Annotated in this window: 18 protein-coding genes; 10 read left to right on the top strand and 8 right to left on the bottom strand. The window is 68.7% G+C overall.

Annotation, left to right across the window (positions count from 1 at the left end; translation table 11 throughout):
• The 9 genes from ACZ9QC_RS03295 to aspA all read left to right on the top strand — a co-directional run bounded on the left by ACZ9QC_RS03295 (window position 1) and on the right by aspA (window position 10,067).
• A complete protein-coding gene (locus tag ACZ9QC_RS03295) occupies window positions 1–897 on the top strand; it encodes an ABC transporter permease (RefSeq protein ID WP_472918726.1) in 897 nt (298 codons plus the stop codon).
• On the top strand, window positions 894–1,760 hold the full coding sequence (locus ACZ9QC_RS03290; RefSeq protein ID WP_472918725.1) for an ABC transporter permease: 867 nt from the start codon (window positions 894–896) through the stop codon (window positions 1,758–1,760). The genes ACZ9QC_RS03295 and ACZ9QC_RS03290 overlap by 4 nt, the downstream gene beginning before the upstream one ends.
• Window positions 1,757–3,151: an aminotransferase class III-fold pyridoxal phosphate-dependent enzyme gene (locus ACZ9QC_RS03285; RefSeq protein WP_472918724.1), complete on the top strand. Its 1,395-nt coding sequence runs from the start codon at window positions 1,757–1,759 to the stop codon at window positions 3,149–3,151. Before ACZ9QC_RS03290 ends, ACZ9QC_RS03285 begins: the two co-directional genes overlap by 4 nt.
• Window positions 3,152–3,174: 23 nt before the next feature.
• Window positions 3,175–4,128, top strand: a complete 954-nt coding sequence (locus ACZ9QC_RS03280; protein WP_472918723.1) for a succinylglutamate desuccinylase/aspartoacylase family protein — start codon at window positions 3,175–3,177, stop codon at window positions 4,126–4,128.
• Complete coding sequence (locus tag ACZ9QC_RS03275) at window positions 4,125–5,585, top strand: aldehyde dehydrogenase family protein (protein WP_472918722.1); 1,461 nt, start codon at window positions 4,125–4,127, stop codon at window positions 5,583–5,585. Before ACZ9QC_RS03280 ends, ACZ9QC_RS03275 begins: the two co-directional genes overlap by 4 nt.
• The gene (locus ACZ9QC_RS03270; protein ID WP_472918721.1) at window positions 5,582–6,520 is read left to right on the top strand and encodes an aldo/keto reductase; all 939 of its coding nucleotides are present in this window, start codon (window positions 5,582–5,584) and stop codon (window positions 6,518–6,520) included. Before ACZ9QC_RS03275 ends, ACZ9QC_RS03270 begins: the two co-directional genes overlap by 4 nt.
• Window positions 6,521–6,564: 44 nt before the next feature.
• Complete coding sequence (locus tag ACZ9QC_RS03265; RefSeq protein ID WP_472918720.1) at window positions 6,565–7,230, top strand: haloacid dehalogenase type II; 666 nt, start codon at window positions 6,565–6,567, stop codon at window positions 7,228–7,230.
• Window positions 7,231–7,280: 50 nt separating this feature from the next.
• On the top strand, window positions 7,281–8,564 hold the full coding sequence (locus tag ACZ9QC_RS03260) for an NAD(P)/FAD-dependent oxidoreductase (protein WP_472918719.1): 1,284 nt from the start codon (window positions 7,281–7,283) through the stop codon (window positions 8,562–8,564).
• Between the two features lie 93 nt (window positions 8,565–8,657).
• Window positions 8,658–10,067 carry an aspartate ammonia-lyase gene (aspA, locus tag ACZ9QC_RS03255; protein WP_472918718.1) on the top strand — a complete coding sequence of 470 codons (1,410 nt, stop codon included), beginning with the start codon at window positions 8,658–8,660 and terminating at the stop codon, window positions 10,065–10,067.
• A gap of 279 nt (window positions 10,068–10,346) precedes the next feature.
• Here aspA and ACZ9QC_RS03250 read toward each other — a convergent pair whose 3' ends face one another.
• The gene (locus tag ACZ9QC_RS03250) at window positions 10,347–11,426 is read right to left on the bottom strand and encodes a phosphotransferase (protein WP_472918717.1); all 1,080 of its coding nucleotides are present in this window, start codon (window positions 11,424–11,426) and stop codon (window positions 10,347–10,349) included.
• Between the two features lie 22 nt (window positions 11,427–11,448).
• On the bottom strand, window positions 11,449–12,798 hold the full coding sequence (locus ACZ9QC_RS03245) for an aspartate aminotransferase family protein (protein WP_472918716.1): 1,350 nt from the start codon (window positions 12,796–12,798) through the stop codon (window positions 11,449–11,451).
• A 401-nt stretch (window positions 12,799–13,199) separates the two neighbouring features.
• Here ACZ9QC_RS03245 and ACZ9QC_RS03240 point away from each other — a divergent pair, with 401 nt between their 5' ends.
• Window positions 13,200–14,369, top strand: coding sequence for an ROK family transcriptional regulator (locus tag ACZ9QC_RS03240; RefSeq protein WP_472918715.1), 1,170 nt, complete (start codon window positions 13,200–13,202; stop codon window positions 14,367–14,369).
• A 129-nt stretch (window positions 14,370–14,498) separates the two neighbouring features.
• On the opposite strand, the gene ACZ9QC_RS03235 is transcribed toward ACZ9QC_RS03240, so the two are convergent.
• The 6 genes from ACZ9QC_RS03235 to ACZ9QC_RS03210 all read right to left on the bottom strand — a co-directional run bounded on the left by ACZ9QC_RS03235 (window position 14,499) and on the right by ACZ9QC_RS03210 (window position 21,075).
• Window positions 14,499–14,651, bottom strand: coding sequence for a hypothetical protein (locus ACZ9QC_RS03235; protein WP_472918714.1), 153 nt, complete (start codon window positions 14,649–14,651; stop codon window positions 14,499–14,501).
• 146 nt (window positions 14,652–14,797) lie between these two features.
• Window positions 14,798–16,441, bottom strand: coding sequence for a glycoside hydrolase family 27 protein (locus ACZ9QC_RS03230; protein WP_472918713.1), 1,644 nt, complete (start codon window positions 16,439–16,441; stop codon window positions 14,798–14,800).
• Window positions 16,442–16,636: 195 nt separating this feature from the next.
• Window positions 16,637–18,943, bottom strand: coding sequence for a beta-L-arabinofuranosidase domain-containing protein (locus ACZ9QC_RS03225; RefSeq protein WP_472918712.1), 2,307 nt, complete (start codon window positions 18,941–18,943; stop codon window positions 16,637–16,639).
• Between the two features lie 26 nt (window positions 18,944–18,969).
• On the bottom strand, window positions 18,970–19,431 hold the full coding sequence (locus ACZ9QC_RS03220) for an AbfB domain-containing protein (RefSeq protein ID WP_472918711.1): 462 nt from the start codon (window positions 19,429–19,431) through the stop codon (window positions 18,970–18,972).
• 386 nt (window positions 19,432–19,817) lie between these two features.
• On the bottom strand, window positions 19,818–20,441 hold the full coding sequence (locus tag ACZ9QC_RS03215; RefSeq protein WP_472918710.1) for a TetR family transcriptional regulator: 624 nt from the start codon (window positions 20,439–20,441) through the stop codon (window positions 19,818–19,820).
• Window positions 20,442–20,670: 229 nt separating this feature from the next.
• The gene (locus ACZ9QC_RS03210; protein WP_472918709.1) at window positions 20,671–21,075 is read right to left on the bottom strand and encodes a MerR family transcriptional regulator; all 405 of its coding nucleotides are present in this window, start codon (window positions 21,073–21,075) and stop codon (window positions 20,671–20,673) included.
• Window positions 21,076–21,083 lie beyond the last annotated feature (8 nt).

Raw genomic sequence — 21,083 nt, 5'->3', positions numbered from 1 at the left:
ATGGCCGCCACCCTCACCGCAGGGGCCCCCGCCCGCCCGCGCAAACTCCTCGCCTCACGCCGGACCCGGGTCGGGATCCTGTACGCGCTGCCGGTCGTCGTGTATCTGCTGGTGCTGTTCGTCTACCCGATCTTCTCCACGCTGCTGCTGAGCCTGAAGGACGCGGACGGATCGTTCACGCTGCACTGGTACGCCGACGCGCTCACCGGCGTGAACCTGTCGGTGCTGTTCACCACGCTGCGGATCTCCGCCGAGACGGCTGTGCTGAGCCTGGTGTTCGGGTTCGTCCTGGCGCAGGCGATCACCCGGCTCAAGCCCATCCTGGCGGGCCTGGCGATGCTGGTCGTGGTCGTGCCGCACTTCGTCTCCGCGCTGGTGCGCACCTACGGCTGGATCATCATGCTCGGTGACAAGGGCCTGGTGAACGAGTCCCTGACCGCCATGTCGGTCCCCGGCGCCCCCTTCCAGCTCCTCTACAACGAACTCGGCGTCGTCATCGGAACGACCTCGATGATGCTCCCTTACACCGTGCTGCTGCTGTACGGAGTGATGCGCGGAGTGGACCGCCGCCTGCTGGCCGCTGCCGCGAGCATGGGCGCAGGCAGGGTGACGATCTTCCGGCGGGTGTATCTGCCGCTGGTCGCGCCGGGTCTGGCCAGTGCCGGACTGCTCAGCTTCATCCTCTCGCTGGGCTACTACATCACCCCGGCCCTGATGGGCGGCCCCAACCAGACGATGATCGCCACCCTCATCAACCAGCAGGTCACCAAGGAGAACCAGTGGAACGGCGCCGCTGCCCAGGGCGTCATCCTGCTGGTCCTCACCCTGGCCGGACTGCTCCTGGTCAAGGTTGTCAGCTCCCTGGGGGCCAGCCGTAGGAGGAGGAACGGATCATGATGGAGCTGCGCAAGACCCTCACCGGACGCATCGCGCTCACCGCCGTCGCCACCGTCATCCTTCTCTTCCTGGCGCTGCCGATCGTCGTCATCCTCGTCACCTCCTTCAGCAACAACGCCTTCGCCGCCTTCCCGCCCGAGACGTGGACGCTGAACTGGTACAAGGCCCTGTTCGCCGACGGCAGCAAATGGCCCGCCGCGCTCTCGCTGAGCGCCCTGGTCGCCGCCCTGAGCACCGTCTTCTCCCTGATCATCGGCGTGACCGCGGCCACCGCCCTGGTCCGCAGCGAACTCCCGCTGCGCTCGGCGGTCTTCGCCCTGGTCCTGGGACCCCTGGTCATCCCGCAGATCGTCACCGCACTCGGGCTGTTCCTGCTCTTCGAGCCGGCCGCGATGCTCGGCAGCCCGATCGCCATCGCCCTCGGCCACACCGTGCTCGCCTCACCCATCGCGGTGCTCATCCTGATCGCGACCCTGCGCGGCATCGACGAACGCCTGGAGGACGCGGCCGCCAGCATGGGCGCCGGCCGCCTGACGATCGCCCGGCGCATCACCTTCCCCCTCGCCGCCCCCGGGATGGTCGCGGCGGCGATCTTCTCCTTCATCACCAGCTTCGACGAGTTCTACATCTCCCAGTTCCTCTCCTCCGTCGACACCGTCACCCTGCCCGTGCAGGTCTACAACTCCCTCACCTTCGAGATCGACCCCAGCGTCACCGCCGTCAGCGCCATCCTCATCGCCTTCGCCATCCTCGCCCTCGGCCTGGTGGCCCTGGTGCGCTGGCTCGGCTCCGGACGACAGGACTCCCTGCTCTCGGTCGAGAACACCGTCGGCGTCGCCAACCCCGGGGGCGAGGCCGTATGACCACCGCCACCGCCACCGTCACCGCTCAGTTGACCGCGGCCACCGCTCAGCGGCACCTGCTGCTCCACATGACCGCCAACGGATCGCTCGGCGACCAGGGCGAAGACCTCCTCGTCGTCCAGCGAGGGGAGGGCCCGTACGTCGACGACGCGGACGGCAACCGCTACATCGACGGTCTGTCAGGGCTGTACTGCTGCCAGCTCGGCTACTCCTACGGCCCCGAGTTCGCCGAGGCGGCCGAACGGCAACTGCGCGAGCTGTGCTACAGCCCGCTGTGGACGGGCTCCGCGCACCCCTCGGCCATCGAACTCGCCGAGCGGCTGTCCCGGATCGCCCCCGTCGACATCGAGCACACCTTCTTCTCGAGCGGTGGCGCCGAAGCCGTCGAGACCGCCTGGAAGCTCGCCCGCAGCTACCACGCCCTGCGCGGGGAGCCGGGCCGGGTGAAGGCGATCGCCCGGCGCGGCGCCTACCACGGGCTGACCATCGGCACGCTGTCGTTCAACGACGACCCCGGGCTGACGGAGCCGTACGGCCCGCCGGCGATCGACACCCGGTTCGTGTCCAACACCAACCGCTTCGGCCTGGCACCGGAGTTCGTGGACGACGAGGCGTACACGGCCTGGCTGCTCGCGGAGTTGGAGGCCGCGATACTGACCGAGGGCCCCGAGACCGTCGCGATGCTGATCGCCGAGCCGGTGCAGAACCGGGGCGGCTGCATCACCCCGCCCCAGGGCTACTGGCAGGGGTTGCGGGCGCTGGCCGACCGGTACGGCTTCCTGCTCGTCGCCGACGAGGTCATCACCGCCTTCGGCCGGATCGGCGAGTGGTTCGGCGGCGACCGCTACGGCGCCCGCCCGGACATGGTCACCGTCGCCAAGGGCATCACCTCGGGATACGCCCCGCTGGGCGCGACGCTGGTCGGCAGCAAGGTCACCGAGGTCATCAACCGGCCCGGCTCGGTCCTCAACCATGGCTACACCTTCGCCGGGCACCCGCTGAGCACCGCCATCGCCCTGCGCAACCTGGAGATCATGGAGCGGGACCGCGTCCTGGAGAACGTCCGCGGCCTCCAGGGCGACCTGGCGAGGCGCATGGCGGCGCTCAAGGACCTGCCGATCGTCGGCGACGTCCGCGGTACCGGGTTCTTCTACTCCTGCGAACTCGTCGGCGATCTCGACGACGGCGCTTTCAGCGCCAAGGCCCGGACCGAGCTGATCGGCGACCTGATCCCGCGGCGGCTGCGCGAGGCCGGTCTGCTGGCCCGCGTCTACAACCGTTCCGCGCCGCTGGTCCAGATCGCGCCCCCGCTGATCAGCGACCGTGCCGTCCTCGACCGTATCGCCGCGATCATCGCGGGTGTCCTCGCCGAGGCCTCGGCCCGTATCTGATCCACCTCTTGGAAAGGATCCACATGTACTCCATCGGTCCGCTGACCGTCGCCCCCGGCGAGCGCGCCCAGGGCCTGATCCCGGTCGGCACCAGCAGCTACGGCGTGGAGCTCGGCATCCCGCTGATCGTCGTCAACGGCGTCCAGGACGGCCCGGTCCTGTGTGTGGACGCGGGCGTGCACGGCGACGAGTACGACGGTCAGGAGGCCATCCGCCGCGTACTCGCCGAGATCGCCCCGGCCACCCTGCGCGGCACCGTCGTCGGCATTCCCTGCCTGAACACCCCGGCGTTCGAGGCGGCGGCCCGCGCCAGCGGCATCGACCACCTCAACCTCAACCGCATCTTCCCGGGCGACGCGGAGGGCTCGTACTCGCAGCGTCTGGCTGCCACCTTCGTCGAGCAGGTCGTCCCCGCCGTCGACGCCGTGGTCGACCTGCACACCGGCGGCGCCTACGGCGAGATCGCCCCGCTGGTCATCCTCCAGGGCGGCTACGAGGACCTGGCGACGGACCTCGCCCTCGCCGCCGGGCACGAGCTGGTCTGGAAGGGCGGCAAGTGGGGCGGCACGGTCCGCCACCCCGTCCTCGAAGCCGGCAAGCCCGCGATCACCATCGAGTGCGGTGGCGCCACGTACCGCGAGACCAACGTCGAGCACCACATGAACTCGATCCGCAACATCCTGCGCAGCCTCGGCATGACGGACGGCGCGGCGGAGCTGCGGGACACCTACACGACCGTGTCCGGCACCTTCGCCCGCTCCGCCGCCGGCGGCTTCTTCGTCGCCCGCGCCGAGCCGGGGGAGACCTGCAAGGAAGGCGACCTGATCGCCACCATCACCGACCACTACGGCAACAAGCTGGAGGAGGTCACCGCGCCGCAGGACGGCATCGTGCTCTGGGTCCGCCGGATCCGCACGGTCCGCCCCGGCGACGAGGTCGTCATCTTCGGCGAGGTGCTGGGGGAGATCAAGCCATGATCGACGAACTTCAGCCGACCGAGCTGCTGATCGACGGCAAGCACGTCCCCGCCGCCGACGGCCGCACCTTCACCGTCCTCGACCCGTCGAACGGCACAGCCATCGCCCAGGTGGCGCTGGGCGGCAAGGCCGATGTGGACCAGGCAGTGGCGGCGGCCCGCGCGGCCTTCACGGCACCCGAGTGGGCCCGGATGCGCGCTGCCGACCGCGGCCGCATCCTGTACCGGATCGCCGAGGCCATCCGTTACCAGGGCGAACGACTGGCCCGCCTGGAGAGCCAGGACGTCGGCAAGCCGCTGCGCCAGGCGAAGGCCGATGTCGAGGCGGCCGCCCGCTACTTCGAGTTCTACGCGGGCGTCGCCGACAAGCTCGGCGGTTCGACGATCCCGCTCGGCCCCGGCCTGATCGACTACACCGTCCGTGAGCCGATCGGCGTCTCCGGCCAGATCATCCCGTTCAACTACCCCCTGCAGAACACCGCGAGGGGATCCGCCCCGGCGCTGGCCGCCGGCTGCACGGTGGTGCTCAAGCCGTCGCCCGAGGCGCCGCTCACCCCGCTGGAGATCGGCAGGATCGCCCTGGAGTGCGGTCTTCCGGCGGGCGTCCTCAACGTGGTCCCCGGTGACGGCGAGACCGGCGCGGCCCTCGCCGGCCACCCGGACATCGACCAGGTCACCTTCACCGGTTCGGTGCCGACCGGCATCAAGGTCGCCCAGGCCGCCGCCGCCAACGTGGTGCCCTCCGTCACGGAACTGGGCGGCAAGTCGCCGGTCGTCGTCTTCGCCGACGCCGACTTCGACCTGGCGCTCGGCGCCGTCGCCGCCTCCGCGTTCGGCAACGCCGGGCAGACCTGCTCGGCCGGCACCCGGCTGCTGCTCCAGCGCGGCGCCGAGGAGTTCCTGGACAAGCTCGTCGCACACGCCGCCTCCTTGCGTGTCGGCCCGGGACTCACCGATCCGGACGTCGGCCCGCTGGTCGCCGCACGGCAGCGGGACCGGGTCCTCGGCTACCTGGAGCTGGCACGGGAGGAGGGCGCCGTGGCACGGGCCGGGGGAGGCGCCCCCTCGGACCCCGAGCTGGCCGACGGCTACTACGTACGGCCGACCGTCCTCACCGGGCTGGACAACCAGGCCCGTTGCGCCCGCGAGGAGATCTTCGGTCCCGTCGTCACGGTCATCGAGTTCGACGACGCGGACGAGGCGCTGGAGATCGCCAACGACAGTCCGTACGGCCTCGCCTCGTACGTGTGGACCCGCGACATCGACAAGGCGATGCGTATGGCCGAGGGCATCCGGGCCGGCCAGGTCTATGTCAACGCCACCGGCGTCGGCACGGGCGTCGAACTCCCCTTCGGCGGCTACAAGCACAGTGGCTGGGGCCGGGAGAAGGGCCTCGAAGGCCTGGCCAGCTACCTGCAGACCAAGAACGTCTGCATCGGGTTCGGCAATCGGTCATGAGATACCGCACGCTCGGTGAGCGCGGTCCGGCCGTGTCGGTGGTCGGCGTGGGCGGCAACAACTTCGGCAGCCGTCTCGACGAGGACGGCACGAAGGCCGTCGTCCACGCCGCCCTCGACGCCGGGATCACCCTGTTCGACACCGCCGACATGTACGGCGGGTGGGGTGAGCGGGGCGGCTCGCGCGGCGACGGCGAACGCCTGCTGGGCGCCGCCCTCAAGGGCCACCGCGACGACATCGTGCTCGCCACCAAGTTCGGCATGGCGATGAACCGGGACGCCGACCTGTACGGTCCGCGCGGAGCCCGCGCCTACATCCGGTACGCGGTGGAGGCGTCACTGCGCCGGCTCGGCACGGACCGGATCGACCTGTACCAGTACCACGAACCGGACGGCGTCACGCCGTTGGAGGCGACGGTCGCCGCGCTCCAGGAGCTGGTCGACGAGGGCAAGATCCGCTACTTCGGCTGCTCCAACCTCCCGGCCGAGCAGGTCACGGACGACTTCGTGTCCACCCAGGACCGCTACCACCTGCTCGACCGCGGTGCGGAACGGGACCTTGTCCCGGCCTGTCTGCACCACGGCCTCGGCCTGCTGCCGTACTACCCGCTGGCCAACGGCCTGCTCAGCGGAAAGTACCGTCGCGGCGAGGAGCCCCCGCCCGGCAGCCGCCTGTCCCGGCGCCAGGGCTGGCTCACCGACGCGGCCCTCGACAGGGTCGAGGCGCTCACCACATACGGCGCCGACCGGGGACTGACCCTCCTCCAGGTCGCGGTCGGCGCACTGGCGGCCTTCCCCGCCGTCGGCTCCGTCATCTGCGGAGCCATGACCCCCGAACAGGTCACCGCCAACGCGGCGGCGGCCGACTGGATACCGAGCCCGGCCGACCTGGCCGCACTGGACGCGATCGTCGCCCCCGGCGAACGCGTCGTCTGAAGCCCCCGCCCCTCTGGAAACCCGCGAGACTGAGGCTGAACACCATGAGAGAGATCGTCACCTTCGACGCCTACGCCACCTTGATCAACTTCGAGCTGGGCCCCACGACCCTGAAGGTCCTCGAGGACCGGCTCGATCTGGACAACCTGGATGTCGACGAGTTCCTCGACGACTTCCGCGTCATGCGCTTCCAGGCCGTCCTGGAGGCCTACCGCCCTTACCACGAGGTCCTGCACTCCAGTCTGCGCAACGCCATGCGCCTGCACGGCCTGGAGTACCGCGAGACCGACGGCGAGGCCCTCGTGGACGCCGTCCCCACCTTCGGCCCCTGGCCGGAGGTCCCGGAGGCCCTGCGGAAGCTGAAGACCAAGTACGAGATCGCCATCATCTCCAACTCCGACGACAACCTGATCGCGCGGAACGTCGAGAACATCGGCGTCGAGTTCGACTATGTCGTCACCGCCCAGCAGGCCGGCGCCTACAAGCCGGACCGCCAGACCTTCAAGCACGCCTTCCGGACCATGGGTGTCGAGTCGTCGCAGGTCATCCATGTCGCCCAGGGCTGGGAGTACGACCACATCCCGACCCGCGACCTGGGCCTGAAGCGCCGGGTGTGGATCAACCGCTACGGCCGCAAGGGCAGCGCCGACTACCAGCCGTACGACGAGCTGCCCGACCTGTCGGGCCTGCCGAAGCTCCTCGGCTGCTGACCCACGGCGCACCGGCGACACAGGACCGAGTAACACAGAGGACGCACGCCATGAAGCAGATCCCCTACTGGCTGGACACCGCTCCGGCCCTGCCCGACCGTTCCGGAAAGGACCTGCCCGAAGAGGCGGACGTGGTGGTGATCGGCGGCGGCCTCACCGGCCTGTCCACCGCCTACCACACCGCCCGCAAGGGTGCCCGGACCGTCCTCGTCGAGAAGGACAAGGTCGGTTCGGGCGCCTCCGGGCGCAACGGCAGCATGTGCACCCAGGGCATCACCATCAGCCCCGCCGAGGCGCGCAAGCGCTTCGGGCAGGAGCGGGCCCGTGAGCTCTACGACTCCTTCCGCGACGCGGTCGACCTCGTCGAGGAGCTCACCCGAACCGAGAACATCGACTGCGACTTCAACCGCTCCGGACGCCTCGGCGCGGTCTGCAAGCCCGGCCACTTCGACGGCCTGCGGGCCAAGCAGCGTGACCTGGCCGACAACTTCGGCCACGAGACGGTGGTCCTGAGCAAGAGCGAACTGCGGGCCGAGCTCGGCACGGACTACTACCACGGCGCCCTGCTCGACCCGGACAGCGCGGCCCTGCACGTGGGCAAGTTCGTCGGCGGCCTGGCCGGCGCAGCCGAGCGCGCCGGCGCCGAGATCCACGAGCGCAACGCCGCCACCGGCCTCACCCGCCTCCCCGGCGGCGGCTTCCTGGTGGAGACCATGCACGGCACCATTCGTGCCAAGCAGGTCATGGCGGCGACGGACGCCTACACCGACAAGTCGATGCCGTGGTTCCGCAAGCGGCTGATCAACGTCGGCAGCTTCATCATCGTCACCGAGCCGCTGGGAGAGGCACGAGCCAAGGAACTCATCCCGAACGGCCGCCTGCTGGTCGCCCACAAGAACGTCGGCCACTACGTCCGCCTCACCCCGGACAACCGTCTCGCCTTCGGCGGCCGGGCCCGCTTCGCCCCCTCCAACCCGGCCTCCGACATCAAGAGCGGTGACATTCTCAAGCGGGAGATGACCGAGATCTTCCCGCAGCTGGCGGGGGTGCGCATCGACTATGTGTGGGGCGGCATGGTCGGCTTCTCCTGGGACCGCATCCCGCACGCGGGCGAGGTCAACGGCCTGTACTACTCCATGGGTTACTGCGGGCACGGCGTCCAGATGGCCACGTACATGGGCCGCGCGGTCGCCGAGATGATGGACGGCAAGCCGGAGGCCAACCCGCTGCGCGGTTTCGGTTTCCCGAAGGTGCCCGTCCCCTTCTACAACGGCACCGCCTGGTTCCTGCCGTTCGGCGGCGCCTACTACAAGGCGAAGGACCGCCTGCTCTGAGCAGGTACCGACACCGGTGACACCACGGGGGCCTGCCGCACGGCCGAGCGGCAGGCCCCCCACCATGCCTCCCGAGAGAAGGCCCCAAGCCTCATGAACGCCGCTACCCGCACGGAGCACGACCTGCTCGGCGACCGGGACGTCCCCGTCGGCGCCTACTGGGGTGTTCACACCCTGCGCGCCACCGAGAACTTCCCCATCACGGGCACCCCGATCTCCGCCTATCCGCATCTGATCGACGCCCTGGCCGCCGTCAAGGAGGCCGCCGCCCTGGCGAACGAGGAGCTGGGGCTGCTGGCGCCGGAGAAGGCCGCAGCCATCGTCGCCGCCTGCCGGGAGATCCGCGACGGCAAGCTGCACGACCAGTTCGTCGTCGACGTGATCCAGGGCGGTGCCGGCACCTCGACGAACATGAATGCCAACGAGGTGATCGCGAACCGGGCGTTGGAGCTGCTGGGCCGTGCCAAGGGCGAGTACCGGCACCTGCACCCCAACGAGGACGTCAACCTCGGTCAGTCCACCAACGACGTGTATCCGACCGCCGTGAAGATCGCGACCGTGTTCGCGGTACGTGAGCTGCTCAAGGCGATGGCGGTCCTGCAGGACTCTTTCGCCCGTAAGGCGGTGGAGTTCCGCGATGTGCTGAAGATGGGGCGCACCCAGCTCCAGGATGCCGTGCCGATGACTCTGGGACAGGAGTTCTCCACGTTCGCGGTGATGCTGGACGAGGACCGCTGCCGCCTCGCCGAGGCCGTGGAGCTTGTCCATGAGATCAACCTGGGCGCCACCGCCATCGGCACCGGCCTCAACGCCCCCGCCGGCTACGCCGAGGCGGCCCGCCGCCACCTCGCCGAGATCACCGGGCTGCCGCTGGTCACCGCCGCCAACCTCGTCGAGGCCACCCAGGACTGCGGCGCCTTCGTGCAGATGTCGGGCGTGCTCAAGCGCATCGCGGTCAAGCTCTCGAAGAGCTGCAACGACCTTCGGCTGCTCTCCTCCGGTCCCCGCGCCGGCCTCAACGAGATCAACCTGCCGCCGGTGCAGGCCGGTTCGTCGATCATGCCCGGCAAGGTCAACCCGGTGATCCCCGAGGTCGTCAACCAGGTCGCCTTCGAGGTCATCGGCAACGACGTCACCATCACCATGGCCGCCGAGGCCGGACAGCTCCAGCTCAACGCCTTCGAGCCGATCATCCTGCACTCCCTCTCGGAATCCCTCACCCACCTCCGCGCGGCCTGCCTCACCCTGGCCAAACGGTGTGTGGACGGCATTACCGCCAACGAGGACGAACTCCGCGCGGCGGTGGAGAACTCCATCGGTCTGGTGACCGCGTTGAACCCGTACATCGGATACACGGCGGCCACCGACATCGCCAAGGAGGCCCTCGCCACCGGCCGGGGTGTGGCCGAACTCGTCCAGGAGAAGGGCCTGTTGCCCGCCGAACGACTCCGGGAACTGCTACGGCCCGAGGCCGTGGCGGGCAGCGGTCAGGTGCTGGCCTGACAGGGAACGAACACGCGCCTGCACCTGGGCGACTGCAAGACCGCCCCGGAGGCCCAACGGGAGCGGCCGACCCGCCGCGGATCCGACGGCTTCGTGGACGACTGGCAGGAGCTGCTGGACCGGTGGCAGCCCCGACCCTGTCCGGGGTCGTCACCGACCACTGATCCTCTGCCCTCGGTGAGGTCGCTCCGCACCTGGGGACGACGGCCTGCGACAGCCCCGGGCAGTGGCGCGCCACGGCCTCGACGATGGTCGTTCGATGCGGGGGTCGCTCCTGTTTCAGGCGAGGTCATGACGGCTTTCCCGGAGTTGCGCGATGACGTCGCCCAGGGGTACGGCCATGGCCCGCCCGACGTTGATCCAGTCGTCCTTGGCGTGGCCGAGGAGGTAGTCGCGCCGTTCTGGTACGCGCTCCGCGCGCCAGTTCGTGATCAGCGCGCGCAGCGTGAGTCGTGCCAGCGCGGCAATCGGCAGCAGCGGAAGTTCCCGGTCCTCGATGGGGCGTGCCCGTTCATAGCCGGCGACGAAGGCGCAGGCATCCAGCCAGGGGTGATCCGGCGCCCGGCCGAGCAGGTTCGCCAGGGAGACAGCAGGGTCGAAGATCACGGCACTGCGCATGGTGTCACCGAAGTCGATGACGCCGGTGACAAAGTCGTCGCTGTGCGGATCCACCACCACGTTGTAAGGGCTGTAGTCGCCGTGGATCACTTGCGTTTCGAGATCGTTCAGCCTCGGGACGATGGCTCCGTCGAAAAGTCGGAAGACCTCCTGAGCCAACTGACGGTGCTCGGTATTCGGCGTGTGCTCGACAAGTCCGGTCAGCTGGTGGAAATGCCGTATGTCCCATACCAGCCCCCGTCGGTCCGCGGGGTGCTCAAATGCTTTCAGCGCCACGTCGACTCGCCCCAGCATCGCGCCCACCTTGGCGAGCTGCTCAGCGGTTGGATTCGTTCGTGCCAGGACCGGACCGTCGACGAAGCCGAACACCCGTAGGAATCGAGTCCTGCCGTCGTTCGTTGTGATGGCCACGCGGTCGTCTCCGCCGACGGTCGGCTTCACCCGCTGGACCGGCAATTCGGGAGCGGCGTCTTGGAGAAAACGCATCACGGCGGTCTGCAGAGCGACAACCGTCTCTGCCTCGTCAGGGGGTGAAACCTTCACGAGGTAGTCGTTCGAGTCGGTTCTGAGCCTGAACGTGTCGTCCTTCTCCGTCGCCACTCGCTCGAGGCGTCCGCCGACGTCGTAATGTCTCTCAAGGAGGGCGCTCACCAGCATGACGTCGATGGGCCGGTGAGACGATGCCAGGCCGCTCTCCTCGAAGAGCCGTTGAGCGATTCTCATTGCCGGTGAGTTGTTCATGGTCAGATCCTTGGCCAGCGTGCTACAGACGGTCCTTCGCGACCTCGGAGAAGGTCTCCAGGAATCGGGTCACATCGGCGGAGGTGAAGGCCAGCGGAGGGCGGATCTTCAGAACGTTCGCGGCTCTGCCCGTGCCGCTGATGAGGATCCGACGGTCGCGCATGTCGTTGATGATGTCCTCGGTACGTGAGCGGTCGGGTTCCAGTTTCTCCCGGTCCTTGACGAGCTCCACACCGACGTAGAGACCGCTGCCGCGCACCTCGGCCATGTAAGGGGAATTCTTCGTGATCTCCTGGAGCCCTGCGCGCAGAGCCGTACCGTTCTCGAGAGCGCGCTGCTGCACGTTCTCGTTCTCGAAGACATCCAGGACCGCGGCGCCGGCGGCCACCGGGATCGAACTGCCGGCAAAGGTGTTGAAGTAGCGAACGTTCTGTCCGAATTCTTCGCAGACCTCGGGGCGGAAAACCACTCCGGAGATCGGCAATCCGTTGCCCATCGGCTTACCCATGGTGACGATGTCCGGCAGCACGGCGTGGCGGGTGAAGCCCCACATCGAATCCCCGAGCCGGGCGAATCCCGACTGCACCTCGTCCGCGATGTAGACACCGCCGGCCGCGTGCACCTCCTCCACCACGGTCTTCATGTAACCGACCGGGTCCGTGAAGATTCCATCGCTGGAGTAGGCGCAGTCGGTGATCAGCGCCGCGAGCCGGTAACCGTGGCGCTCGAGGTCGTCGATCGCGCCGCGCACCTGGTTGCGCATGTGCTCGGCGAGCGTGGATCCGGGCGTGACGATGCGCGGGTCGGGAGGATCGATGAGCCGGACGTTGGGTCCCAGCGGTGATCCTGTGCCCAGAGTCGGCGAGAAGCTCGCCACCTCACGAGTGAGGCCGTGGTAGGCCCAGCGGGTCACGATGATTCCCTCACCGCCGGTGTGGAACCTCGCCACCCGCACCGCGAGGTCGTTGGCCTCTGATCCGCTGCACGCGAGACTCAGCTTCGACAGTTCCTCGGGGAAGGTCGCGAGAAGCCGCTCCGCATAGTCGACCAGCGACTCCTGGACGTAGCGGGTGTTGGTGTTGACTGCCGCCATCTGGCGGGAGACGGCCTCGGCCACGTGCGGGTGGGCGTGCCCGACGCACGGAACGTTGTTGTACGCGTCGAGGTAGTCGTGGCCGTCGCGGTCGATCAGGTGGGCACCGTGACCGGAGACGAACTCGACCGGCTCCTTGTAGATGAGCGTATAGCCAGGACCGAGCACCTTGTTCCGGCGTCGGACGGTCGCCTGGAGGTGTTCGGGGAGTTCGCTCAGTCCGCCCGGGTCGAACCGGTTGGGGTAGTGGGCAAGGGCTCGACTCAGCGTCGAAGTCATCGTCGGCACACCTTTCGGCCTGGTTCCGTCGGAGTTGCTCGCTGCTATGGCCAAGACCCTACCAGTTCCAGTTCCAGCCTGAAACAATAATCTGGAGGGGGCCTGTCCGGTGCTCGGCGTTGATCCATCGCCCCTGGAAGCTTCCGCGACGGGCGCAACATCATCGAGCCTGCCCGAGGCGAAGCACCCCGAGTTCCTGGGCACTCAGCCGGTCCGACGTGCGACGTTGAGGCGTTGCCGACGTTGACCGTGATCGTAAGCTCGGCGTCATGCGGTCAAGTCGCTCTGTGGGCGCGGTGGGTCCAACGCCGCCAAGGTCGTTGGGGGCATTCACAAGCGGCTGACCGCGAAGGGCACCGGGCCCGGCTCGTTCGGCGTATCGGGCTCGCTATGGTCATGAGGTGACCAGCAATCCCACCCCGCGCGACTACAACAAGGCCTCGGTCCTTGATGTAGTCCTGACTCGGGCGCCCTTGACGCGGAACGAGCTCATCGAACTCACGGGCTTGAGCAAGGCCACGGTGTCCCGAGCCGTGGAGGAGCTCCGGGCGGATGGCTTCGTCATCGACGGCGGAGTCGATGAGGTTGTCGGCCGCGGCCGCCGGTCCACCTATCTGGACGTGCCCGGCACGACCGGGCACGTCGTCGGTATCAGCTTCGGCGCGCAGACCACCTGTGTCCTCGTGACCGATCTGAGGGGCCGCGAGGTCGACCACGTGACGGTTCCCACCGCGGACCACGACGAGGTCGGGACCGCCGCCGAATGGCTGGTCGGCTTGATTGCGAAGGCCGGCGAATCCGCACAGGGGCCGCTGCGCCAGGTCGTCGCCGCGGTGCCTGGCCGGATCCGGAACGGCAACGAGATCTTCGGCCCGGCGGAGTCGATGAGAATCTTCGCCGGCTCCGATCTCCAGCGAGCCCTTGAAGACCTGATCAATGCTCCCGTGCTCCTCGACAGTGACGCCAATGCGTCCTTGCTCGGGATCCTCACCAACGACGCCACCGTCCGGAATGCCGCGCTCTTCAGCCTCAGCACCAACCTGAACTTCGCCAGCTGCGCAGAACACGATCTCGCCCGCGGGCGGACGCCTACCTTCGGGGACATCGGGGTGCTCTCCTCCGGGGTCGACGATGAGCTCCTCGATGAGCTGCTGAGCACGAGAGGTCTCCTTCGCTTTGCTCGAGGGCGCGGCCTCGACCTGGAACGCATCGAAGACCTTTGGCTACGACCGCACGAGGAGATGCCGCATGCCGAGGTGCTGGAAGCATTCACCACGGCGATCGCGACTGCTGTCAGCGTCGTCGCCGTGACGCTGGACCCGGAAACGGTCTATTTCGTGGGTCGATTGCGCCCGGTCGTCGAAGAAGTGCTTCCTGAGGTACGCAGACGACTGGGCCAGAGCCTTCCGGCGGTCCCAGAGATGAAGGCAGTGACGCAGGTGATCGGCCTGTCGACGGCGGAAGGCGCGGTGTACGCGTGCCTGACGATGGCTCAGGACCGGCTACGAGACGCTGTGCTCGGGGCACGTCGCCCGAGCCAACCTGCAGAGCCGTCCGCACCAGCCTTCTGACGTGACCACCGAACCAACCGACCTTTCATGCTGAAGCGAGGTTCCCTGCTACGCGGAGGTGGCTGTTCGTGGTGACGACTCTGCCTGCGTCGACCCGGGAGGCTTGATCCGTGCACACCCGGGGGTGGCCTACTGCGTGCGGCGGTTGATGCAGCGTTCGGCGGTGTTCCGCATCGTCTGCGTCGCCAGGGCCGTGGGCAACAGGCACCCTCTCGGCGCCGTCATCACGTCCAGGGCTGTCGCCGACCGGTACCGCGACCAGGGCTCCTTCTCCTCCTTCACCGGCGACAGCCTCCTCCAGCGTCGTGGGCCTCACCCAAGTCGGCCGGGCCCGCACACACCACCTTCCGGTGGAGGAGGGCGGCCCCACTGCAGCGCGGCACGAGGCACGCTGCAGTGGGGCCGCCCCCTTGCCCGCCGGGGGCTGGTTACGCCAGAGACGTCCACTTCTGGTTGTTCTGGCCGTTGCAGGTCCACAGGATCAGTCGCGTCCCGTTCGCGGTGGCGGCCCCGTTGACGTCGAGGCACAGCCCGGCGTTGACGTTGCGGATCGAGCCGTCGGCCTGCGTGGTCCACTTCTGGTTGTTCTGGCCGTTGCAGGGCCAGATGATGACCTGTGTGCCGTTGGTGGTGCCCTGGTTGTTGGCGTCCAGGCACTTGTCGCCGAAGACGCGGATCTCGCCCCCGGCCCAGGTGGTCCAGAGCTGGTTGGCCGCGGTCTGGCAGTCCCAGATCAACGTCGCCGTCCCGGCCGCGGTGCTGCCGCCTTCCACATCCAGACAACGGCCGGATCCGGTACCGCGCAGGCGCGCCGTGGTGGAGGACAGGGGGCTGCCGCCGCTCATCTTGAACACGGCGACACCGTGCGCCGGGACGCTCGCCGAGACCTGACCGGACGTGCTGGAAGTGCCGCCGGTCCACAGGTCGGTGAGGGTGAACGACCCTCCGGTGAGGCCGACCTGTGCGGCGTTGGTGGTGATCGTGGCGGTGCTGTCGCCCCGGTTGAACAGGCCCACGGCGACCGAGCCGTCGGACAGGCCCTTGGCGAAGACCTCGGTGGCGCCGTCGTCGCGCACCCGGCGCCCGCCCGCGCCCAGCGAGTCCTGGTTCACCGCCAGCAGGCGGGGGTTGCGCAGGATCGCGCTCACGTCGGCGGACATGGTGCGGATGTCATTGCCGGCCATGAGGGGAGCCGAGAGCAGCGACCACAGGGCGAAGTGGGAGCGGGCCTCGGTCAGCGACAGCCCGGGACGCCCGACGACCAGCATGTCGGGGTCGTTCCAGTGGCCCGGGCCCGACTGCGCGGCCAGCGGGGCGGTGATGTCCAGGACGTTCCCGACACCCATCGGGTAGCTGTTGGTGTTGCCGTTCTGCCAGATGTCGAGCAGGTCCTCGGTCGTCCGCCACAGGTCGGCGACCTCGCCCCAGTTGTAGGAGGCGCCGGTGGGGGCGTGGAAGCTGTTGGGGTTGATGCTGTAGACGATCGGACGCCCGGTGGCGCGCAGGGCGTCACGCATGGTGGTGAACTGCGCTATCTGCTCGCTGAGGGTGCCGTTGCCGGAGCACCAGTCGTACTTGAGGTAGTCCACGCCCCACGAGGCGAACGACGCGGCGTCCTGTGCCTCGTGCCCCTTGCTGCCGGTGGAGCCGGGGTAGGTGCCCACGCCCTGGGCGCACGTCTTCTCGTTGGGCGCCTGGTAGATGCCGAACTTCAGGCCCTTGCTGTGGATGTAGTCGCCCAGCGCCTTCATGCCGCTGGGGAACTTGGTCGGGTTGGCGCGGAGGTTCCCCGCGCTGTCACGCTGCGGGTCGAACCAGCAGTCGTCGACGACGACGTACTGGTAGCCGGCGTCCTTCATACCGGAGGACACCATCGCGTCGGCGGCCTGGCGGACCTGCGCCTCGGTGATCCCGCATCCGAAGCTGTTCCAACTGTTCCAGCCCAGGGGCGGGGTGAGCGCGGGGCTGCCCGGTGCGGCCTCGGCGACCGAACCGGCGGAGGCGGTGACGCAGGCGGTGAGCGTCAGCGCGGTGGCTGTGAGGAGGCGTAGCAGTCGTGTGAGGGGGGCCATGAGGGGGGTCCTTCCTGGCCCGCACAGGGGAAGCCGCTGTGCGGGCGTTGGGGGCATGGTCACGAGCTCGGGATGACGCGCCCGGTCAGCGCTGCAGGGCGAGCAGGCCCTACGTTCTGAATTCCGAACGATGGTCGGGAAATCAAGCAGGCGATGGAAGGCGGGGAGCGATGGAGCCCCGGTTCCGCGGCGGACTCAGTTCCGCACGATGCGCCACCTGTTGTCGGTCGTGCCGTCGTCCGCGTCCTGGACCGCGAACGCGCCGACGGCGGTGGAGTTGCCCGCGATGGCGAGCAGCTTGCCGCTGTTGGCGTTGCGAATCTTGTAGGTGCCGTCCCCTTGGTCGAGCAGCGTCCACCGGTGGTCGGCGGTGCCGTTGTCCGACCACTGCAGGACCGTCGCGCCGTCCGCGGTGGACATGTTCAGGACGCCGAGCACCTTGCCGCTGTGGGCGTTGCGGAAGCGGAACCCGTCCCCGTCGGTGATCATGTACCAGTCGTGGTCGGCGGTGCCGTTGTCCGACCACTGCAGTGCGCGACCGCCGTCGGCCGTGGACATGTTCTGGATGCCCAGCAGCAGACCGCTGGCCGCGTTGACCAGACGGACGCTGCCGGTGGTGTTCCAGTAGACGGTGTAGTTGTGGCCGTGCGCGTCGTGGAACGGGCCCAGGTCGACGGTGGAGCCGTTGGCGGTGGCGGTGAAGGCGAGCGAACTGCTGCTGGTCCGCGTGATCGAGGACGTGTTCAGCGTCGGGAGCGAACTGAGCGCGGTGTTGCCGTAGTTGCCGGACAGGACGACCGGTCCGTAGGTGATCGCGGCGACGTTCGCGTCGTCGTTCGCCGCTCGCATCACGACCCGCATGGGCAGGCGGACGGTGACCGTGTCGCCGGACGTCCAGGAACGGCTCAGGGTGGCGTAGCTGCCGGGCTCGGTGGCGATGTTCTGCCTGACACCGTTGACGCTGACGGTGGCCCCGGTGGTCCAGCCGGGGATACGGATGCGCATCGCCCAGGTTCCGCTGACACTGCCAGTGACCTGCAGGTTCGTGGTGTCGCTGGTCGGGTACGAGGTGGTCTGGGTGACCGTGATGCCGCGCTCCGTCCAGTTCAGTACCGAGGGCACGAACATGTTCACGATGAGCGTGGTGTCGGTGCGGAAGTAGATGGAGTCCATCAGCCTGGTGTGCATCTCCAGGCCCGTGCCCTGGCAGCACCAGAAGGTGCCGTAGTCGGTGCTCCAGGTGCCGCCGCCCCACGCCGGGCCCACACCGCGCCGGCCGCCCGGCTTGAGCGGGGTGAAGTAGGTGACGTGACCGTGGTCGTCGGCCGGGTTCTGCTGGCCGATCATCTGGTTCAGCCACGCCCGCTCGTAGTAGTCGAACAGCTCGGCCCGGTTGGGGTCCAGCGTGAACAACTCACGGGTGAGGGTGAGCATGTTGAAGGTGTTGCAGCTCTCGCACGTGTCGTTGTTCAGGTAGCCGGCGATGGCGTTCGGGGCACGGAAGTGCTCCGCCTGGCTGTTGCCGCCGATGGCATAGGTGTGCGCGTCGACGGTGAAATTCCAGGCGTTGGTGGCGATGTCCCGGTAACGGGTCGTACCGGTCGCCTTGAACTCCCTCGCGGCCCCGATCCACTTGGGCACCTGGGTGTTGGCGTGCAGTCCGCTCAGCTTGTCCTGGTTGGCCGCCAGCGGGTCGAACACCGCGGCGTGGTCGAACCGCCGGGCGACCGTGAGCCATCGCGCGTCATCGGTCTGCTGGTAGAGGTCGGTCAGCACGGTGTTCATGCCGCCGAACTCGGTCTGCAGCATGGCCTGCATCTGCTGAGCCGTCAGCCGACCGGTGCGCAGGTCGACCCATCCCGCCAGGGCGAGCAGTACATCACGGGCCTGGGTGCTGCCGATGAGGCGCCACACGTCCAGCAGGCCGGCGAGGGTCTTGTGGATGGTGTAGTACGGCACGTTGCCGTTGGACAGGGTCCGCTGCTCGAGAGCGGTGAAGTCGGACTCGGGATATCCGGACAGGTAACCGGCGTTGAAACCGGCGGCACCGTTGTTGGCCTGGCACTTGGCCAGCTCCGCCACCATGTACGTGGCCTTGTCCCGGCAGACGGTGTCCCCGGTCACGGCGTACAACTGCGCCCATGCCGTGAGGAAGTGGCCCTGGACGTGGGTGCGGAAGGGGAAGTTGGGCGCCTCCCAGCCGCCGGTGGCGGCCGCGCCGTTGGTGGACAGCCTGTGGTTGGCGCGGAAGTTGTACAGCAGCCGGTCCACGTCGACGAACCGTAGGTAGTTCCGCGTACGGTCCTGGTTGTCCAGCCAGCGGCTCGCGGTCAGCCGGACCTGGCCGATCTCGAAGGGGTGGGCCGAGACCCCGATGTCGGCCCTGGCGGGAGGGACGACCGCATGGGCGGAGGATGCGCCGAGGAGGGACCCCGTGGCAGAGGCGGCGACGGTGGCCCCGGCTGCTTGCAGGAGGCGCCGTCTACTGAGGGAGGAAGACATCTGAACCTTTCTGTGAGCGGAGGTGGTCAGGCCCAGGAGGTGACTACGGTGAAGGAACTGTCGGCGCGGAAGGTGTCGGTGTTCTGGAAGGGGCTCACACGCGGCGTGTAGACGTAGTGGTGCAGGTGGTGCAGGTGGCGGAGAGAGCGGGCGCAGGAGTCGCGGAAGGAGCAGCGGTCGGCGTCGGCGAGGCCGGGCACGACGGTGAGAGCGGCGCTCTGCTTGACGGCGGTGGTGCTGGAGGCGCGCACCGGGGCGATGTGGAGAGCCGTCGGACAGCGCGCGAAGCCGGTGAGGCCGGGCAGTTCGGTCGGAGTGGTCCAGCCGCCGTTGTCGATCGGAACCGGGCCCGGGCCCTCCGGTGAGTCGTACAGGTACATGTTCGACTCACCGGAATCGGTGAACGCGGTCGTCGTGTACCGCGTGGCCTGCCCGGCCGACGGGGCGGCCGCGGCGGCGGTGTCCTGGAGGGCGAGCAGCGTTCTCACGGGTCTCCTCAACTCTTCCTCCGGCTTGGCCGGTCCGCTTGGCCGATCGCTGTAGCGAGCCCTTTCGTCGTTCGAAATTGCGAACAATGTGCGGTAGTTCGAGCAGAAGATAGATTTGGGGCGTGATGACGTCAATGTTTCTGACAGGTACGCCTTCAGTTTCGTCAGACATGGCATGTCTGTTCGGGGAACAAGGGTGATATAGCCGCCCAGAGTGCTGAATCCGCTGTCGACGGCAGGGACGTACTCGGTTGATCAGGGCCCGTCCACAGCGAGCAGGCCGCCGGTCAGCCGGAGCCGACCGGTGCGAGCGCCGAGCGAGGGTGGACGCGGAAAGACCCCGGCGCCTTTGCGTCGGGGTCGCGTCGAAATGTGTGCGGGCGGCTTCAGCCCTCGGCGGCCACCTCGTCGACGACGGCCCGCGCCTGCTTCTCCGGCACGCCGGCCGCGATGAGCGTGGTGACGGCCACCCGGGTGCCGTCGTCCTCCAGCGCCCCGGTGTTGACCTCTTCCAGCAGGGCGACCGTCATCGCCTCCAGGCCGGCGCTCAGCACCGGGGCCGGCAGGTGGGAGTGGAAGACGCCGTCCCGCTGCCCCCGCTCCACGATGGCCGTGACCCTGACCCGGGCGGGCTCCAGGATCCCGGCGACCCGGTCCATGCCGAGGTCCCGTCGAGCCAGCGCCAGGAGCATCCGATAGCGATCGCCCACGGGCCACAGCGACAACGAGAAGTGCGCGAGCGCCCGATCCGCCGGTTCCGTCGCCCCCGCCTCGACCGCGACGGCGGCCTGAAGCGCCTCCGCGGCCTCCTCGGCCAGCGCGTCGAGCAGCGCCGCCCGTCCGGGGAAGTGCCCGAACAGCGTGCGCCTCACGACACCGGAGGCGCGCGCCAGCTCCTCCAGGGTGATGTCGGGATTCCGCCCCAGCTCCTGGCGCGCGGTGGCCAGGATGCGGGCCCGGTTGGACCGCGCGTTGCGGCGCTGGGGCACACGGCCGACGGGCTGGGACACGAAAGGAACCTCGAAGAAGCCGGGGCGGAGGACGGACTTCTCCATTCTGGCACGCGGGCCCCGACCGATTCGCGGCCGCATCCGGGATCGGTCAGGTCCTGGTCATACGGGAACACGGGAACACGGGAACAGACGGGAAGCTCCTGCAACGCGCGCGGCTGTGCCTTCCTCGGCACTTGCGGGTAGGGACGTCGCCGACGGTGGCAGCGCTACTCGGGGCCGGTGGCGGTCATGCCCGTGTGCTGCGGGCTGTCGCGCTGCTTGTCGCGCGTTCCGCGACATCGGCGGGGGCCGCGGCGATGACTCTGTCGAGTGCGGCGCGGGAGGTCTGCAGATCGGTGATGGCCTTGGTGATCCGCTCGCGTTCCTTGGTCAGGTCGGCGAGGAGGTCGGAGCAGGTCGGCACCAGGCGTTCGCCGTCGTCACGCAGGCAGGGCAGGATGGTCGCGATGGTGGCGGTGTTCAGGCCGGCGGCGAGCAGGCTGCGGATGCGGCGCACGGTGTCCACGTCCGCCTCGCTGTATTCGCGGTAGCCGCTGGGCCGCCGCTGGGGCCGGAGCAGGTTCTGTTCTTCGTAGTAGCGCAGCAGCCGTTCGTGTACGCCGGTCCTGCGGGACAGTTCACCGATCCGCACGTCATCCT

It is taken from the genome of Streptomyces sp. HUAS MS02 (assembly GCF_055702265.1).
This window is presented reverse-complemented; position numbering and strand designations above follow the sequence as displayed.

What these genes read in the sequence shown, in the direction of transcription:
- ACZ9QC_RS03295 (WP_472918726.1), top strand. Translation starts at nt 1, where the DNA reads ATGGCCGCCACCCTCACCGCAGGGGCCCCCGCCCGCCCGCGCAAACTC.
- ACZ9QC_RS03290 (WP_472918725.1), top strand. Translation starts at nt 894, where the DNA reads ATGATGGAGCTGCGCAAGACCCTCACCGGACGCATCGCGCTCACCGCC.
- ACZ9QC_RS03285 (WP_472918724.1), top strand. Translation starts at nt 1,757, where the DNA reads ATGACCACCGCCACCGCCACCGTCACCGCTCAGTTGACCGCGGCCACC.
- ACZ9QC_RS03280 (WP_472918723.1), top strand. Translation starts at nt 3,175, where the DNA reads ATGTACTCCATCGGTCCGCTGACCGTCGCCCCCGGCGAGCGCGCCCAG.
- ACZ9QC_RS03275 (WP_472918722.1), top strand. Translation starts at nt 4,125, where the DNA reads ATGATCGACGAACTTCAGCCGACCGAGCTGCTGATCGACGGCAAGCAC.
- ACZ9QC_RS03270 (WP_472918721.1), top strand. Translation starts at nt 5,582, where the DNA reads ATGAGATACCGCACGCTCGGTGAGCGCGGTCCGGCCGTGTCGGTGGTC.
- ACZ9QC_RS03265 (WP_472918720.1), top strand. Translation starts at nt 6,565, where the DNA reads ATGAGAGAGATCGTCACCTTCGACGCCTACGCCACCTTGATCAACTTC.
- ACZ9QC_RS03260 (WP_472918719.1), top strand. Translation starts at nt 7,281, where the DNA reads ATGAAGCAGATCCCCTACTGGCTGGACACCGCTCCGGCCCTGCCCGAC.
- aspA (WP_472918718.1), top strand. Translation starts at nt 8,658, where the DNA reads ATGAACGCCGCTACCCGCACGGAGCACGACCTGCTCGGCGACCGGGAC.
- ACZ9QC_RS03250 (WP_472918717.1), bottom strand. Translation starts at nt 11,426, where the DNA reads ATGAACAACTCACCGGCAATGAGAATCGCTCAACGGCTCTTCGAGGAG.
- ACZ9QC_RS03245 (WP_472918716.1), bottom strand. Translation starts at nt 12,798, where the DNA reads ATGACTTCGACGCTGAGTCGAGCCCTTGCCCACTACCCCAACCGGTTC.
- ACZ9QC_RS03230 (WP_472918713.1), bottom strand. Translation starts at nt 16,441, where the DNA reads ATGGCCCCCCTCACACGACTGCTACGCCTCCTCACAGCCACCGCGCTG.
- ACZ9QC_RS03225 (WP_472918712.1), bottom strand. Translation starts at nt 18,943, where the DNA reads ATGTCTTCCTCCCTCAGTAGACGGCGCCTCCTGCAAGCAGCCGGGGCC.